This is a genomic window from Paenibacillus sp. MB22_1 (genome assembly GCF_047200555.1).
Classification (GTDB): domain Bacteria; phylum Bacillota; class Bacilli; order Paenibacillales; family Paenibacillaceae; genus Fontibacillus; species Fontibacillus phoenicis.
Window position 1 is genome coordinate 200056 of sequence record NZ_JBLADV010000002.1, and the last position, 16000, is coordinate 216055.

Genomic DNA, 16000 nt, shown 5'->3' on the forward strand with positions numbered 1-16000 from the left:
CCGTTTTCCCCTTATCCAATAATGATTTTGCCTTCTGGATGGCGGTACAGCTCTTTTCCTTTCTTCGGACCGAGCGCATAAGCAAGCGTCAGCGGCCCGAGCCGACCGGCGAACATGGTGAAGCTGATGATAATTTTACCGATAACCGTTAGTTTCCCCGTCAACCCCATCGTAAGTCCGACCGTGCCGAAAGCCGAAGTGGTTTCAAACAAAATCGATAAAAAGCTCGCGTCCTCCGTGGTAGACAATACCATTGCCACTGCTAAGACCAGGAATAAGGCAAGCATCGTGATCGTAAGCGCCTTAAAGACCCGTTCCCCGGCCATCCGGTACCTGAACAGGACTAGGTCAGTCCTTCCGCGAATCATCGAACCAACCGAGCCGACCAGAATCGTAAATGTGGTCGTCTTAATTCCGCCCCCCGTAGAGCCTGGGGAGGCCCCGATAAACATCAGGATGATCATGAAGAATTGCGTTGCCTGCCGTAATGACCCAATATCCAGCGTGTTGGCTCCCGCCGTACGCGGCGTCACCGATTGGAAAAACGAACCCCAGATCTTGCCGCTCCAACTGAGCTGAGCAAGCGTACGCGAGTTCGTGAACTCAAAGATGAAAATGACTAACGCCCCGATCACGATCAGCACCGACGTCATCGACAATACCACCTTCGAATGCAACGACAGCTTCCGCCGCTTCCGAAACTCGAATACGTCGGACAGTACGATAAATCCGATCCCGCCCGAGACGATCAGAAACATCGCAACGAAGTTCACGATCGGATCAGCAACGTACTTCGTGAAGCTTTGATATTCACCAAACAGGTCAAACCCTGCATTATTGAACATCGAGACCGCGTGCCAAACTCCGAAATACAGCGCCCTACCAATCGGCATATCGAATGACCATCGAATCGCAAACATCAGCGCCGCACTGGATTCAATAACGAGCGAATACAACAGAACTTTGCGGATTAACCGTACGATTCCTTCCACAGAGTTTTGGTTCATCGCTTCTTGGAGGATGAGACGGTCTTTTAGCGATATTTTTCGTTTCAGGACAAGGGAGAACAAAGTGGCCATGGTCATAAACCCAAGCCCCCCAATCTGGATCAGCAGGACGATCACGACTTGTCCAAAGGTTGAAAAATAGGTCCCGGTATCAACCACGACCAACCCCGTAACACAGGTTGCTGAAGTAGCCGTGAACAGTGCGTCGACGAACGGGAGTGTTTCCCCGGTCGTACTGGAAATCGGCAGCATGAGCAGTAGCGCACCCAGCAAAATAATGATCGCAAACCCAGTCACCAATATCTGCGGCGGAGAAAGGTTAATTTTCTTGGTATGCAACGCGTTCACCTCATCATCGTTCTGAAAAAAACACAAAAGAAAAAAAGCACTGGAAATCCAATGCCTTTCGGTGTTTGGTTCCTGATGCACAGGCCTACGAGGTTAGCTGACGGATTCGGACATGCCCAGTTGCCCTATTCGCGGAACATATCCCCTTGCTGGGAGTTGAAGCTCCGTGAAATTCACCCCAAAATATACGGTTCCCCCGTTTTCGTTGCGAAATTCGGCCAATCTTTTCAATTGTTTTCAATCATTTTTCGTCAAATGGATTATATCCCTTATTCCGTCCCGCCACAAAGCTCTATTTTCAAGAAAAAGACCAGAAAAGGACGAAATCAGGGATTGTGCAGATTAAGTTCGCCCCCAATCTAAATGATGCGTAGACTTGCCGAAGTTTTTGCCGTTTCTCGTCAATTTTGCCCTCCGTCTGGCGCAGGGGGGATAGCTGTGTTATCTTTACTTTGACGTACTTGAGGGAAAAACATACCTCATAATATAAGAAGAGTACGTGTTCCCGATTTCATTCAACTTAATAACAAAGGAGTTTTGCGAGTGAGTTCCCCTTTGACGTCAAATGGCCGCCGCAGGATGAAGACCAAAAATCTGTGGCTGCTGGCCGCCCTAGGATTCATTGTGTTCGTCGCCGTTCAACTGTTTCCGACCACCGATTCGGAGTCCTTGCAGCTGCAGCAAGCAAATGAGGTGATCAGCAAACCGGAAGCAGCTGCCCATGCAAGTGAATTTGTCCAATCCGTACTTGGGATCGACCTGCCGAATCCCACGAAGGATAAAGCATTGATTACATACGAAACGCGTTCCGATCTGTTTGGTTACTTAACCAAAGCCGATCTGCTCGCCCCATACTTAAAAACGTATGACAAGCAATTTCCATATGACGTATTTCGTGTCCGTTACACGGACCCCACCGAATCGTTAAGCGCCGTGACCGTGGATGTCCATATGACCACCGGTCAAGTCGTCGGCTTCGAGGAGATCAGTTCCTCCAGCAACGCCACCAAGCAGATGATGCTTGATGTAGGATCGGAAACCACCGATTCCATGAAGGCATGGGAGGGGGATTTAACGTTAGCGGAGAAAGAAGAGCTGGCACAGCCTTACCTGAACGCCTTTGGATTTAAACCAAGCGATCTGGAGCTGGCCTCCGGTGAAGGGGATGTGGGCCTCCTCTACCATATCAATGGCTACACGTTAGGCGAATCGCAAGCGGAAATCAAGCTCAGCTTCGAATACGGCAAGGTTTCCTCGTTGGAGAGCTATTTTACCGTACCGCAGGCTCATCAGGACTACGTCGCCGGACAGACGAAAATCGCCAGCTGGCTCACCTATGCCGGATACGCCCTGTTGACGTTCGTGCTGGCGATTCTGGCGATCGTCTACAGCGCGCTGACGCGGGCCCATACCTCGTTTAAGCGGGGTATTTTCCTGGCTTCGGCTTACTTCGTGCTATCCACGATTGGAACGATCAACATGATCCCCGTGTTCCAAAAAGACGGTCTTGAATCCGGCGTGCTCATCTTTGGCCTCTTCTTCCAAGGTCTGGTGACGTTGTTCCTCGCCGCTTCCGTGTACTTCTCGCTGGTGGGCGGCGATGGACTGTGGCGGAAGAACGGCATCAACTTGTGGGCGCGATCACGGGAAGAAGGGTACGGCCGTTCCATCCTGACCTCCGTGGCTGACGGGTATGCCTGGGCATTGATCCTGTTAGGCGTTCAATCCGTTGTTTTCTTCATTTTAGAGCAAACGATTCATACCTGGTCCACGACCGATGCGACGCAATCGCCTTACAACATGGTGTACCCGCTATTGTTTCCGCTGCTGGCTTGGGTGGCAGGGATCGGAGAAGAAGCGGTGTATCGCTTGTTCGGGATCCCAATGCTGAAGAAAATGTTCCGCAGCACCTTTATCGCCTGCCTGCTGTCGACCTTAATCTGGGCGTTTGGCCACACGTTGTATCCGATTTATCCGGTCATTTCGCGCCCGATCGAATTAACCTTTATCGGACTGCTGTTCAGCTTCGTGTTCCTGCGCTACGGCTTCGCGACCGTTGTCTTCTCGCACGTCATCTTCGACAGCATCCTGATGTCGCTGAGCCTGATGTTTATGGGCGGAGCGCTGAACATCGTCGCCGGGTTGTTCTACATCGCCTTGCCGGCGATCGTTGCGTATGTGATTTACTTGTTTAACCCGCCAAGCAAGGAGCGGAAGACCCCGACGCCGCAACAAAAAGAGGAGCCGTATGTTATGACTCCTCTGGCGGATCTTCGTCCCGAAGGGCATTAAGGATTTGACGGGCTAATTTATCCCCGATAGAAAGAGGCCGAAAGTCTTCGACGGAGGCCTCTTTAATTTTTTTCAGCGATCCAAAGTGCTTAAGCAGCGCCTTCCGGCGTTTCTCCCCGATGCCGGGGATCGAGTCCAGCCGTGAGGCGACCATCGACTTGGCCCGCTGTTCGCGATGGAACGAAATGGCGAAGCGGTGCACCTCGTCCTGAATCCGCTGCAGCAGGTAGAACTCCTGGCTGTCGCGCGGCAGATAAACCGGCTCCGGCGGATCAAACGCCATCAGCTGTGCGGTTTTATGCTTGGCGTCCTTCACGAGGCCGCATACCGGGATGTGTAGGCCCAGCTCGTTCTCCAGCACATCGGTAGCCGCAGAGATCTGCCCCTTGCCTCCGTCGACCACGATTAGGTCAGGCCGCGGTAAATTCTCCTTCAGCACCCGCTCATAGCGACGGCGGATGACCTCGCGCATCGTCTCGTAATCGTCCGGGCCCTTCACGGTTTTTACTTTATATTTGCGGTATTCCTTCTTGGCCGGCTTGCCGTCAATGAACACCACCATGGCTGAGACCGGGTTCGACCCTTGGATGTTGGAGTTATCAAACGCTTCGATCCGCGACACCGACTCCAGGCCAATCGCTTTGCCGAGGTTCTCGGCCGCCTTCGAGGTGCGTTCCTCATCCCGTTCGATCAGGCGGAACTTCTCGTCCAGCGTCACGCGCGCGTTCTCCTCGGCCATTTTGGTCATTTGCCGCTTTAAGCCGCGTTGCGGCACCAGCGTCTTCACCCCCAGCCACTCCTGCAAGGCGGTTGGAGCATCGAGCGCGCCGGCCTCCTCTTGATCCTCCGGCTTCTCCGGCAGCAGAATCTCCTGCGGCAAAGCCGGGTTATCGCTGTAATACTGCGTCACGTAGGACATAAAATCGCCATAGGCGTCGCCGTAAAACGGAAAGACCGACGCATGCCGTTCGATCATTTTTCCCTGACGCATGTATAGAATCTGCACGCACATCCAGCCCTTGTCTACGGCATACCCAAACACGTCGCGGTCCTTCGCATCGGTCACCGTAATCTTCTGCTTCTCCATCACCGCATCAATGTTAATGATTTGGTCGCGCAGCTCCTTAGCTCGCTCGAATTGCAGGGCCTCGGCTGCCTCGTGCATTTTGCGCTCCAGCTCTTTCTTGATCTCCACATGCCCGCCGCTCAGGAACGAGATGATCTCCTGCGTCATCTTCTCATACGTTTCCTTCTCGACCTCATATACGCAAGGTGCCAAGCATTGGCCGATGTGATAATACAAGCACACTTCCTTCGGCATCACATTGCATTTGCGCAGCGGATACATGCGGTCGAGCAGCTTCTTCGTTTGCTGAGCCGCGTAGGCGTTCGGATACGGACCAAAATATTTTGCTTTATCTTTAAGCACCCGCCGGGTCACTTCCAGCCGGGGATGCGGTTCATTCGTAATTTTGATATAGGGGAAAGTCTTGTCATCCTTCAGGAGGATATTGTAACGCGGATGATGTTCTTTAATCAGGTTACATTCCAGGATAAGTGCTTCCATATTGCTCGCGGTCACGATGTATTCGAAGTCGCGGATCTCGGATACGAGCAGCTGGGTTTTCCCGTTATGGCTGCCTGTAAAATAGGAACGGACCCGGTTCTTCAGCACCTTGGCTTTGCCGACGTAAATGATCTTACCGTCTTTGTTCTTCATTAAGTAACAACCCGGGGAATCGGGCAGCAGCGCCAGTTTATGTTGGATTCGCTCCATCGCTTTCTCGTAACTTAACGTTTCATTGGCCGATGTGTCCAAGCTTCCTCCTCCTTTCTCCACTCCAAGTTAACGCAGAAAACGCCTCCGGCCCAAACCGGAGGCGTCATCAAAGGCGTCAAGCGACGCGCCTGATCGTCTGGATTATTGATGTTTAGCGATCAGGTTCTTCAGCGTATCCTTCGAGTTCAATCCGACGATTTTATCGACCGGTTGACCGTCTTTGAACAGGATCAGTGTAGGAATGCTCATCACGCCGAAACGGGAAGCTGTTTCCGGGTTATCATCCACGTTCAGCTTGGCGATCTTCACGGAGTCACCTACTTCTGCATCCAGCTCCTCCAGAATCGGAGCGATCATTTTGCAAGGGCCGCACCATGGAGCCCAAAAATCAACAAGAACCGGACCTTGTCCTTCGATTTCAGCATTGAAGGACTGATCGGATACGTTCACGATAGCCATGATAATTTCCTCCTTATTTGGGTTGCCCGGCCTGGCACTTTAGTGACACAAACGCGAACAACTGGATAGTTAGACAAAAAAATTGGAGCAGTCAGCCCAAAAAGCTGTTGCCGAACTCATTATACCACACTACACTGAAAAAAAGAAAGTGTATGGTAACGCCTTCTTTACAAAACGAAAAAAGTTTGGTTATACTAAGAATAACCTGAAAACGGATTGTCTATGACATATTTCATTGACGAGACGATAATTTCCTGAGGAGGCCCGTCGCCATGGATGCTAACACGCATGCGAACGATCCGCGGCAGCATATCAACGAAGAACCCCGCAACGATCTGTTTGATTTGATGAACGGCTTTTTTGGCATGTTGACGTTTATGATCGTAATTTTCTTCGGCATGGTCATCATTAAATTTATCGCCAGCTAGGCGGTAACCAGACCTCGAATTAACGAAAGAGCCGGGCGATCCCCCGATAAGGGATGTGCTCGGCTCTTTATCTTTGTCCGCAGTATTCCGTTATTAGGCTTGGCCGCGCTTATTCGTCCCATTCACCTGAACAACGTTCACGAACGGGGCAATCCGATCCATTAACCGTTGGCCCTTATGCCGCTCTTCCCCGTCCTTGCTCGTAAAGCTCAAATGCTTCTCCAACGCACTCAAGGAATAGTTTGACGTGTAGAACGTGGGCTTCCGGTTCATCCGATAATTCAAAATCGCGCCCATGACATGGTCGCGCACCCACGGATTCAGGTTCTCTGCACCGATATCGTCAAAGATCAGCAGATCCACCTGCTTCATCATTTCCACCGTTTCGCGCAGCTTGTCGCTGTCCTGCAGCATGCTCTTCAGCTCTTCCACGAATTCCGGCATATAAACGATGGCGCCGGAGTAACCTTCCTTGGCCAGTTCGTGCAGCAAATAGCACATCAAGAACGTTTTGCCGGTGCCAAACGGACCTTCCAGATACAGCCCTTTCGTTTGCAGGCCGGATTCCTTCGTTTCATTAATATAGCGGAACACTTGCCCTACCGCCGGCGCACGCATGGCATCCTTCGTCATGATTTCCACTTCGTCATAACCGGCTTCCAGCGCCCGCTCATCCACATAAAAGCTATGAATCCGTTTCTTGACGGACAATTCGCGCTCATATTGCAGTTGCTTGGGGCATGGCACCTGACGATCTACAAGCTGCGGGCTCCCGCCCACCTGCTCGACCGTCAGCTTCGTGAAATGGCCGGGGAAATCGTTGGGACATTGCTCCAAGCCCGGGCAGTTGGCGCAGTGCTTGCTGTCGTTGATGTATTGATACAGCTTGGCCATCCCGCGCGTCAGCTGCTCCTGTTCCAGCTCCGGATGTTGGTCCCGGAGTTCCCTTACCAGCGGGTCATTCATCAGACGTGCGGTCAGCTCCTCGGAGCGTTGTTTGAATTGCGTGCTTTTCATCTGCGTAAGCAGTTCCCCAAGTGATTCCATTGGTTGTGTCACCTTCCTTCCCCAAGCCTAAACGGATTCAGACTTCTTTTTTATGCTTTCCGGATTGCATGCGTTCCGCCATCTTAATCAGCTCAGCAAATTCTTCTTCCGATACGGCGGTCTCCTGGCCAGTCCGTTCCACAATCGGGATTTCCGGCTTCGGCTTCGCTCCCCGGCTGCCGTAGGTTCGCGCCCGTCCTCCACCGGAGGCGGCGCCGCCCGCCTTCTCCTTGACCTTCTCCTTCACCTTCGATTGGTCGCGGATATATTGTACGGCCTGCTCATACGTGTTGATCTGCTTAAGCAGCATGTTGGCTGCGATCGCATCGATGAAATTGCGATTGATCCGCTGCTCCCCGCCAGAAGTGAGCAAAGACATCAAATAATGGATCAGTACGTTGATTACTTCGCCGGGCAGCTTGTAGTTCAAATCGATTTTCTCAAAAATGTCCAGCAGGTTGTCCGGAATCGATCCCGGAAAGAACGTCTTCAGTAACCGGGTATACGGCTCATTGCGAAGCATCATATTATATTGGTGAATATCGCATTTGCTTTGGAATTGCGGCGGTACGTCAACGTAATACTCCATCTGTACCGCAACCTCCTCGGCCACGTTCCCCGCTTGAGCGGAAGCGGCCGCCGCTTTCGGCTCCTCGCCGCGCAACGCGACGATTTTGCCGTAAGCTACCTCGCGTTCCTCCTGACGGCGCTTGCCTTGGCGGAACTGCAGGTTGGCCTTGTGCTGGAGTGCATCCAGCAGAATCCCGCCGCCCGGATCAAAGACGCCGTCTTCATCCAGCAGCCGGCAAATATCCTGGACGCTTAAATCGTACTTGCGGGCAACATAATTCACCACGCCCATCCCTTCCGGGTCAAAGCGAAGCGCCTCAACGAAGGAGCGATTCTGGGACTCACGCGGAAAACGCAGGATGATGTCCGCATAGTTGATCGCATCCTCTTCCAAAGCCAGCTTGAGCCCCGGCTGCCTGGCGATCGACGTCTCGGCAATCGCCTGCTCCAGCTCGTAATCAATGGAATGGGTGTTCAGCTCAAAGATCTCATAGAACGGAACCGTAATATTTTCCTTATTCAGGCCAACCCCTGACCACGCCTCCGGTTCTCCGCGGAACAACTGCTCCCGCAGAGACAGGACCGCGAATTTCCCGATCTTGTCTCGTAGCAGCAAAGTCAGGTGCTGGGTCCGGAAAAATTCCGCCGGCGCCAGCGGTGCCTGAAGCTCATATTCGTAGATATAATCGTCGCTGTCCGGAACATAGAGCCGGTTCGTCTGAAGCAGCCCCACCGCCTCCAACCGGGAAGTCTGCTCGATGAGAAACTTCCGCCCTTTCTCGCTTGGATCGAGGCCAAGGGTCAGGAACAGCTTCCGCTGCTGCTCGACGTCCGAATATCCAACCTGCTCCTGAGGAACATGCTCTACCAGCAGCCGGTACAGCGAAATCGCGAACGCCCCGACCATCGGTTGATAGATCAAACCTAGCATTTTGCCATCGACGGGACTGAGTCCGAAGTCACGGTATACGCAATAACGGTGATTTTCGGTAAAATGCAGCATGTTGTTCATGCGCACGGCTTCATCGCTCCTTCCCTATCACGTACAAATAGACTTCCTCTATTTTAGCATAAAAGACGCCGTCCTGAATCGCCCCCAGCTTACAAAAATCTCCCTTTTTCTTCCTGAGCCTCGCCGGGACAATGTTTTACGCCGGAATAAGCACAAAAAAGAACCGTCCCCCTGATGGGGCGGCCCTTTACTCCCTCTTCTTTATCATCTATTTGTTATGTAAATGCCACTCTTTTAAATAAGGGCGATCTCCGGCTAAAAAACGCCGAACCTCATCAATGGAGACCCCCTCCTCCTTTGCCATGGCGAGCAAAATCACCCATTCCGGGTCAACGTTTCCGGGGAACCGATCATAAGAAATAACCTGGGCGGACTTCTTCAACAACAATCTCCTCCTAAGATCATTATTTTGGTTTTGTCCCCAGGCAGTCCAGCCATCTTAGTATTCCTACCTTAGATCTGAGACTTTGTGCCCCTGCTTTTCAACAGGTTTACCCTTATCTGGTGCTTCTGATGCCAATGGATCTCCTTAGTCAGTATGCATCTTGGTACTTATTATAACGTCTCAAATTTGAAAAGTATGTCATTCCACGTAAGTTCGGCATACCGTTTTCATCGAAAAGGTTAGCTTTTTTTGTTTAATCCCTAATGTTCTTGTCATATTGAACCACCGCTTGTCAAGTACTAGGAATTGTTTCTTATAGAGAACAATAAATCGTGAAATCCCGTGAATTAGTCAGATTTTTAAAGAAAACAATAGATAAATGTTCTTTATTAAGAACAAATCACTGGATTTGCGCCTTTCCTAACGTTAACCATTTCAGGTATATTCAAATCACGGTGTTTGTTCTTAATAACGAACATATTAACGAACATAACGGACCATACCTAGAAAGGAGCGACTATTCTGCGAAGATCCCGAGCTGAAGTAATCCGTAAACTACGCAAAAAACGGAAGAAGCAAAACATGGTCAAATCGCTGCAGTCCGGATTAATTCTCTCAACTCTGCTCTTGTGGACTTCTCAGCAGGTTGGCACAACCTTCGGCGAATTCACCAGCACACGCGAAGATAACACGGAAATCAAGGCGTGCCGAGTCTTTCCAAGCCAAATCGAAAGCCAGCTCGCGATGTTGGCCGAGCATTTGAACCGAGCCGCTTCCTTAAAAGGGAGACTTATCGGAGCAAGCCTAATCCGCGCTTCGATAGATACAACAACTCCGATCTCGTCTCCGGCTCTTCCGAATGCGAGTGATCCGGCCACCAGTCTTCCGCTGCCCCCGTCTTCAACCGATGCGGTGTACTCCAGCGGCGACGGACCGGTCAGCTCGGAAGGTTCCGCAGATTTCTCCGCAAGCCTGCAGCTGGACGCAGCCGAAGGCTTATCGGCACGGATTAGCGAGCTGAACGCCACAATCCAGCAGCTGCAGCAGCAACTGGCGCTGAATCAGTCCACTTGGCAAGAGCTGGTGCAGGAAATCACGGCAGCGACCGCCGTGATTCAAGGGCTACTGACTTCATTAAACGGCCTGGAGCCGAATTGTGCCGAGCTCACGCAAACTACGGTGCTTGACCGGATTGCGGATCTCCTGAAGGGCAGCAGTTTGCTATCCGGCCCGCTTCGCGGGACGTTACAGGAGATCTTAAGCTACCTGCGCTCCGTCCATCAATCTGAGTTTAGCCTCTCGACCAACGGCTTTGTTGCTATCGCTTTTGCCAGCCCGTTTTCGTCCCGGTCGGCCGATGATTTAAGTGCCCTCAGCGATCCGGTCGCCGGCGAAGAGCGCACGTACTTTGAGAGCGTACATGCTTCTCTGGAATCGGCAATCGCAGGCTTAACTGCCGAGATTTCCAGTCTCGAAGCGCAGCGGGCTCAACTGTTGGCAGAAGCGGAAGCACAGCGGCTGGCGGAGCTGGAACGATTAAAGCAGTTGGAGGAAGAACCCCCTCCGACGGTGGGCGATTCCGGTGATGGAGCAGTCCAACCTCCTGCAGAAGAAGATGGTGTTGCAGAGGATGAATCTGCAACCCTTCCGCCGGATGCGCCGGCTAGCAGCGGCACACCGGGGCTAGAACCTCTGCTGCCCCCCGAGCAGCCAAATCCATTGGACAGTCTTATCCTGACGAAACCGGAGGATGAACTGCCCATCGATTTGAACGACGACGGGGATGAAGAGGATGACGATGACGAGAATGAGGACGCGATTCCTTCAGAAGTAGGTGAATAACATGCGTATTCGTAAATGGTTAGGAAACGCGCTGACGTTCCTGATGGCGGTTGCCTTTTTTACCGTGGCAGGCTCGGTGGTCCTCTCAAAGATTTCCGGCAGCGAACCGAACTTCTACGGCTATCAGCTGAAAACGGTCTTGTCCGGCTCGATGGAGCCTTCCATCCCTACCGGTTCCGTTGCGGCCATTAAGCCGGGCGGCGATATGACCCGTTTCAACGTCGGCGACGTCATCACCTTCCGGTCAGGCGATAACAAGCTGATTACCCACCGCATCATCGAGGTGACACAGGACGAACAAAACGGCCAGGTGCTGTACCGGACGAAAGGCGATAATAACGATTCCGCCGATTCGGAATTGGTGCACCCCGCGAATGTGACCGGCGTCTATACCGGATTTAACGTTCCGTACGTGGGCTATTTCTTAAGCTTCGCTGGAACGAAGACGGGGAATGTCACCCTGTTGATCATCCCAGGGATCCTCTTGTTCCTGTACGCGGTGGTTACGCTGTGGAAAGCCATCGCCAGTCTGGAAGAAAAAAAACCGGAAGCGAATCAATCGCAATTGGACACCAAGCACCCTGACGTCATTGACGCATCAACCTAAGCTCAGCACTAATGATTTGGTTGTTCTCCTTATGTATACATAAGGATGCTATATATAAAAAATTTATTTAAGATCAGGGAGGAATTCAGGAATGGGTATCAAAAAGACATTAGGTTTTGGGGTAGCAACTGCAGCACTCGGTTTGACATTGATCGGCGGAGGAACGTTCGCTTACTTTAGCGATACGGTCGAAACGACTGGGACGTTCGCCGCAGGTACATTGGATATCAACGCTGATCCAACAGCGATTGTAAATCTTAACAACTTGAAACCAGGTGACACGATTCCTCGTACGTTCAAGCTCAAAAATGACGGAACGCTTGACATTAAAGAAGTTCTGTTGAAAACGAGCTACACGGTGACGAATAAAGCCGGCGCTCCAGACAACACGGACGATTTTGGTAAACATATTAAGGTAAAATTCCTGAACAATATCGACAAGCTGAATGACGTCATTTGGGAAACTACGCTCTATGACCTGCAAAATCAAACACCGGACGCCGTTGAAAGAGGCTTCTTCCTCGGCGAGCGCAGCGGCTTAAGAGCCGGCACTACCGACACGTTGGCCGTTGCTTTTGAATTCGTGGACAACGGTCAAGACCAAAACCAATTCCAAGGCGACACGCTGAACCTGACGTGGACGTTTGAAGCGAAACAAGGCGACGGTCAAATTAGATAATTTGAGAAATTTAAGCAGAACACCTTACCCCGATCTGGGACTAAGGTGTTCTTTGTTTGGTTGAATTTCCGACTTAACACCTTTGTCCGATCCCGGTTATTCTGATATAATGACATCAAATTATTTCTGATAGAAGGGCGACGGCTACATGGCAGAACATATTGGCGAGCGTATTCAGAAACTTCGGCAGGACCGAGGGTACTCCTTGTCCGAGCTGGCGGAGAAGGCAGATGTGGCAAAATCCTATCTCAGCAACGTTGAGCGCAATATTCAATCGAATCCCTCTATTTCCTTCATTGAGAAGATAGCCGACGCTCTTAACGTCTCGATCAACCTGCTATTGTATGGCGACCGCCCCGCACCGGAATTACTTGATCCGGAATGGTCGGAGTTGGTGCAGGAAGCTATGACTTCGGGCGTCAGCAAGAAGGAATTTAAGGAATTCCTTGAATATCAGAAATGGAAGCGAGGCCAGCAGGAATAACGGTACACAGAGAAAAAGTACACACAGAAAAAGCGCGAGACCTCAGGGTTATCCCCCGACGGTACTCGCGCTTTTTTTAAAACATTTTGTACCCGCCCAACCGCAGTTTTCGGATCGTCCATCCGCTTAGGATCGCCCCGCACAGCCCGGCGAACGCCGTCAAATAATCGACCAGCCGGAACGATGCGAGATAGGTCCCAAAGCTCTGTTCATGGTCCCACAGCGTATAGACCACAATGGGCAAAATCACGATGATAAAGACGTATGCCGGAAACCAGGTTGTTTTCATTAACATATTCAAAATGAAACCGATGCCGAACATCATCACGAAGAAGAGAACCATCAGCACCAGTACGATGAGCCAGCCCATCGATCGCTCCCCCACCCTTCTTAGAGGTAACTATAACATTCATCACACTAAATCAAGCTAGTAGTTAGTTTACTAGATATTATGTAACGAAGCAATGAACTTTACATGAAAATGGAGTGAATCGATTTGCCCCGTCTAGGCTCCTTGCGATACAATAAGATACGTATTGGCAATTCGTAAATGAGGATCAGATTGAATCTAGGAGTGATTATACATGAACGAAGCTACCCTAACCTTAGAAGGTTGGTATGCGCTTCACGATTTCCGCACCATCGATTGGACCGCCTGGAAAGCGGCGGATGACGAAGAACGCGCCGGAGCCCTGGAGGAGCTGCATACGTTCCTGAAAGAATGGGAATTGATGGAGGAATCCAAAACCGGCAGCACCGCGGTGTATTCGATCGTCGGACAGAAAGCCGATCTCGTGTTCATGCACCTGCGCGAAAGCCTGGAAGAGCTGAACGCCCTGGAGACGGCCTTCAACAAAACAACCTTTGCTGAATATACAACCAAAGCATACTCCTACGTCAGCGTCGTAGAACTTAGCAATTATCTCGCATCCGGCGGCGGTGACCCGAAGGCGAATCCGGAAGTGATGGCCCGTTTGCAGCCGATCCTGCCGAAGACCAACCATATCTGCTTCTATCCAATGAACAAAAAGCGCGATCTCACCGACAACTGGTACATGCTGACGATGGAAGAGCGCCGCGAATTGATGCGCAGCCATGGCCTGATCGGCCGCAGCTATGCAGGTAAAGTGAAGCAGATCATCACTGGTTCCGTAGGCCTCGACGATTGGGAATGGGGCGTTACCCTGTTCGCCGACGATGCCTTGCAATTCAAGAAGCTGGTCTATGAAATGCGGTTTGACGAGGTCAGCGCACGTTTTGGCGAGTTTGGTGCCTTTTACGTCGGCAATCTGCTGAATGCAGAGCGTTTGGACGAGATGTTGAAAGTGTAATTCCATATAGATAAGAAAAACGTCTATCGACGTATATTCTAGGAAGACAGACCGCGGTTAGCGGTAGTTTTTCTTGTGATATCAGGAAGCGGAAGCTCCGAAGTTTATACTTTCTGATATCTTAAAAAAGAAGGGTGTGCCAGCCTCGGGCGGCACACCCTTTTGTTCGTTTAATCTTCCCCTTCGGCCTCTGCCTCCAGCGACTTCAGGAACTCCGCGGTCGCCCGGTCGCGTTCGCGGCTCTTCTCCTTCAGCCGTTCGATGGCCGGCTGGATCAGAAGGTCCACTTCCTTCTGCACCGTATAAGCCAAATCGTAACGCTGCTGCGATTCCAGGTAAGATCCCACTTCCATCAAGGCGTTATAGCGATCCAGCTCGTCCCGCGTCAACAGCCCCCGAACCTGTACGCTGCAGTGACGCATCTTAGAAGAATCTTCCTTTCTTCAACACCAGCGGAATCCCGCCGATAATGAACAGGTAACGCATATCCACCAGCTTCTTTAATTGGGCAGCAACCCAACCTTTATATTTCTTGCCAAACGCGCTGGCGATGGCTTCCCCTTTGCCCAGCGAAGCCACGGTTCCTTTATTGCTGAACACAAATTTCTTGAGCTCTTTGCCGCGAATGGCCGCCACCACGTTTTGCGCACAGGTCACCCCTTGCTGCATGGCAATTTGCGCCGTAGGTGGGTATGGACGCCCTTCCGGATTAAACATCAGCGAATTGTCCCCGATGATAAAGACGTTATCATGGCCAGGTGCCCGCAAATAATCGTCGACCTTCACGCGACCGCGCGCTGTCTCGAAGCCTGCCGCTTCGATAAGACGGTTGCCACGGATGCCGCCTGTCCAAATGACGGTTTGCGACTTAATTTCCTCTCCGGTGGCCAAGATAACACCATCCGGCGTGCATTCCTTGATCGCTACGCCAATCTTGAACTGTACGCCCTTCTTCTTCAGCACGTCCATCGCGTATTCGACCAGCTCCGGATCGAAGCCTGGCAGAACCGTTGGTGCAGCTTCAACGTTGTACACGTTAACAAAGTTCGGATCAACGTCGTATTCCTTGCACAGCTGCGGGATCCGATCAGCCAGCTCGGCAACGAATTCAATGCCGCTGAAGCCCGCGCCGCCAACGACGAAGTTCAATCGGTCGGTCCGGCTTTCGTCCATTTTGTAAAGCGCGAATTGATATTCGATATGCTGGCGAATTAAGCGAACGGAATTGATACTGCGGATCGTCATCGCATATTCCGTCAGGCCCGGGATGCCAAAGGATTCCGGTTCGCCGCCCAGCGCGATCACCAGATAATCATAAGAAAGGGTTCCGTCCTGCAGCACGACCTTCTTGTCGGCCAGACGAATCTCCTGTACATTCGATTTCACAAGGTCGATTTTAAATTCGTCAATTAATTTGGATATTGCCACTCGGGTATGTTCAATGGAATCCGTCCCGGCAGCCGGCATATGCAGATGCGTCGTGAAGTAGTGATAGTCGTGCCGATTCACCAGAGTAACGTCCGCTTCATTGTAATTCAACTCTTTCTGCAGCCGCTGCGCGGTAAGAATGCCGCCATAACCCGCACCAAGAATCACTATTTTGGGTATGGTACTCATGTAATTGTTCTCCTTCCAATATTACGCACTCTATATTTGATTAAAGCCAAAAACGCAATGTGAAAATTAACACATAAAAACCCAGTCTATACCAACTCAAACCGTTTCAGTC

Annotated in this window: 16 protein-coding genes and 2 riboswitches; of the genes, 7 read left to right on the forward strand and 9 right to left on the reverse strand. The window is 51.4% G+C overall.

Annotated features, from left to right (window positions below; genetic code table 11):
* Positions 1-11 precede the first annotated feature (11 nt).
* A complete protein-coding gene (locus ACL02P_RS12570) occupies positions 12-1355 on the reverse strand; it encodes a TrkH family potassium uptake protein (RefSeq protein WP_009224823.1) in 1344 nt (447 codons plus the stop codon).
* A gap of 67 nt (positions 1356-1422) precedes the next feature.
* Positions 1423-1585: riboswitch (cyclic di-AMP (ydaO/yuaA leader) on the reverse strand.
* A 349-nt stretch (positions 1586-1934) separates the two neighbouring features.
* Here ACL02P_RS12570 and ACL02P_RS12575 point away from each other — a divergent pair.
* Positions 1935-3647 (forward strand): CPBP family intramembrane glutamic endopeptidase, encoded by a 1713-nt coding sequence (locus ACL02P_RS12575; RefSeq protein WP_397376598.1) that lies wholly within the window; start codon positions 1935-1937, stop codon positions 3645-3647.
* Here the strand turns inward: ACL02P_RS12575 and uvrC are convergent.
* Together uvrC and trxA are read right to left on the reverse strand one after the other, a co-directional pair.
* Positions 3607-5424, reverse strand: coding sequence for an excinuclease ABC subunit UvrC (uvrC, locus tag ACL02P_RS12580; RefSeq protein WP_412838241.1), 1818 nt, complete (start codon positions 5422-5424; stop codon positions 3607-3609). The genes ACL02P_RS12575 and uvrC overlap by 41 nt on opposite strands.
* A 144-nt stretch (positions 5425-5568) precedes the next feature.
* On the reverse strand, positions 5569-5886 hold the full coding sequence (gene trxA / locus ACL02P_RS12585; protein WP_009224820.1) for a thioredoxin: 318 nt from the start codon (positions 5884-5886) through the stop codon (positions 5569-5571).
* Positions 5887-6158: 272 nt separating this feature from the next.
* Between trxA and ACL02P_RS12590 the strand changes: the two genes are divergently transcribed.
* Positions 6159-6314, forward strand: a complete 156-nt coding sequence (locus ACL02P_RS12590) for a hypothetical protein (RefSeq protein WP_009224819.1) — start codon at positions 6159-6161, stop codon at positions 6312-6314.
* Between the two features lie 93 nt (positions 6315-6407).
* On the opposite strand, the gene dnaI is transcribed toward ACL02P_RS12590, so the two are convergent.
* The 3 genes from dnaI to ACL02P_RS12605 all read right to left on the reverse strand — a co-directional run bounded on the left by dnaI (position 6408) and on the right by ACL02P_RS12605 (position 9325).
* Complete coding sequence (dnaI, locus tag ACL02P_RS12595; RefSeq protein WP_009224818.1) at positions 6408-7361, reverse strand: primosomal protein DnaI; 954 nt, start codon at positions 7359-7361, stop codon at positions 6408-6410.
* Positions 7362-7398: 37 nt separating this feature from the next.
* Positions 7399-8949: a DnaD domain protein gene (locus ACL02P_RS12600; RefSeq protein ID WP_260070535.1), complete on the reverse strand. Its 1551-nt coding sequence runs from the start codon at positions 8947-8949 to the stop codon at positions 7399-7401.
* Between the two features lie 202 nt (positions 8950-9151).
* Positions 9152-9325: an anti-repressor SinI family protein gene (locus ACL02P_RS12605; protein WP_260070536.1), complete on the reverse strand. Its 174-nt coding sequence runs from the start codon at positions 9323-9325 to the stop codon at positions 9152-9154.
* A 39-nt stretch (positions 9326-9364) separates the two neighbouring features.
* Positions 9365-9449: riboswitch (cyclic di-GMP riboswitch) on the reverse strand.
* A gap of 461 nt (positions 9450-9910) precedes the next feature.
* On the opposite strand from ACL02P_RS12605, the gene ACL02P_RS12610 reads away from it, so the two are divergent.
* The 4 genes from ACL02P_RS12610 to ACL02P_RS12625 all read left to right on the forward strand — a co-directional run bounded on the left by ACL02P_RS12610 (position 9911) and on the right by ACL02P_RS12625 (position 12940).
* Positions 9911-11170, forward strand: a complete 1260-nt coding sequence (locus ACL02P_RS12610) for a hypothetical protein (protein ID WP_412837407.1) — start codon at positions 9911-9913, stop codon at positions 11168-11170.
* A 1-nt stretch (position 11171) separates the two neighbouring features.
* On the forward strand, positions 11172-11777 hold the full coding sequence (gene sipW, locus ACL02P_RS12615) for a signal peptidase I SipW (protein ID WP_412837408.1): 606 nt from the start codon (positions 11172-11174) through the stop codon (positions 11775-11777).
* A 91-nt stretch (positions 11778-11868) separates the two neighbouring features.
* Positions 11869-12456 (forward strand): CalY family protein, encoded by a 588-nt coding sequence (locus tag ACL02P_RS12620; protein ID WP_260070539.1) that lies wholly within the window; start codon positions 11869-11871, stop codon positions 12454-12456.
* Positions 12457-12604: 148 nt separating this feature from the next.
* Positions 12605-12940: a helix-turn-helix domain-containing protein gene (locus ACL02P_RS12625; protein WP_009224812.1), complete on the forward strand. Its 336-nt coding sequence runs from the start codon at positions 12605-12607 to the stop codon at positions 12938-12940.
* Positions 12941-13016: 76 nt separating this feature from the next.
* On the opposite strand, the gene ACL02P_RS12630 is transcribed toward ACL02P_RS12625, so the two are convergent.
* The gene (locus tag ACL02P_RS12630) at positions 13017-13310 is read right to left on the reverse strand and encodes a YuiB family protein (RefSeq protein WP_009224811.1); all 294 of its coding nucleotides are present in this window, start codon (positions 13308-13310) and stop codon (positions 13017-13019) included.
* 214 nt (positions 13311-13524) lie between these two features.
* Between ACL02P_RS12630 and hemQ the strand changes: the two genes are divergently transcribed.
* Positions 13525-14271 carry a hydrogen peroxide-dependent heme synthase gene (gene hemQ / locus ACL02P_RS12635; protein ID WP_412837409.1) on the forward strand — a complete coding sequence of 249 codons (747 nt, stop codon included), beginning with the start codon at positions 13525-13527 and terminating at the stop codon, positions 14269-14271.
* Positions 14272-14441: 170 nt separating this feature from the next.
* Here hemQ and ACL02P_RS12640 read toward each other — a convergent pair whose 3' ends face one another.
* Positions 14442-14693: a hypothetical protein gene (locus ACL02P_RS12640; protein WP_260070541.1), complete on the reverse strand. Its 252-nt coding sequence runs from the start codon at positions 14691-14693 to the stop codon at positions 14442-14444.
* Position 14694: 1 nt separating this feature from the next.
* Positions 14695-15888, reverse strand: coding sequence for an NAD(P)/FAD-dependent oxidoreductase (locus ACL02P_RS12645; RefSeq protein WP_009224808.1), 1194 nt, complete (start codon positions 15886-15888; stop codon positions 14695-14697).
* Between the last annotated feature and the right edge of the window lie 112 nt (positions 15889-16000).

Coding starts and splice junctions, on each gene's coding strand:
- ACL02P_RS12630 (WP_009224811.1), bottom strand. CDS start 13,310: ATGGGCTGGCTCATCGTACTGGTGCTGATGGTTCTCTTCTTCGTGATG.
- ACL02P_RS12590 (WP_009224819.1), top strand. CDS start 6,159: ATGGATGCTAACACGCATGCGAACGATCCGCGGCAGCATATCAACGAA.
- ACL02P_RS12620 (WP_260070539.1), top strand. CDS start 11,869: ATGGGTATCAAAAAGACATTAGGTTTTGGGGTAGCAACTGCAGCACTC.
- trxA (WP_009224820.1), bottom strand. CDS start 5,886: ATGGCTATCGTGAACGTATCCGATCAGTCCTTCAATGCTGAAATCGAA.
- uvrC (WP_412838241.1), bottom strand. CDS start 5,424: ATGGAGCGAATCCAACATAAACTGGCGCTGCTGCCCGATTCCCCGGGT.
- ACL02P_RS12640 (WP_260070541.1), bottom strand. CDS start 14,693: ATGCGTCACTGCAGCGTACAGGTTCGGGGGCTGTTGACGCGGGACGAG.
- ACL02P_RS12575 (WP_397376598.1), top strand. CDS start 1,935: ATGAAGACCAAAAATCTGTGGCTGCTGGCCGCCCTAGGATTCATTGTG.
- hemQ (WP_412837409.1), top strand. CDS start 13,525: ATGAACGAAGCTACCCTAACCTTAGAAGGTTGGTATGCGCTTCACGAT.
- dnaI (WP_009224818.1), bottom strand. CDS start 7,361: ATGGAATCACTTGGGGAACTGCTTACGCAGATGAAAAGCACGCAATTC.
- ACL02P_RS12645 (WP_009224808.1), bottom strand. CDS start 15,888: ATGAGTACCATACCCAAAATAGTGATTCTTGGTGCGGGTTATGGCGGC.
- ACL02P_RS12610 (WP_412837407.1), top strand. CDS start 9,911: ATGGTCAAATCGCTGCAGTCCGGATTAATTCTCTCAACTCTGCTCTTG.
- ACL02P_RS12625 (WP_009224812.1), top strand. CDS start 12,605: ATGGCAGAACATATTGGCGAGCGTATTCAGAAACTTCGGCAGGACCGA.
- sipW (WP_412837408.1), top strand. CDS start 11,172: ATGCGTATTCGTAAATGGTTAGGAAACGCGCTGACGTTCCTGATGGCG.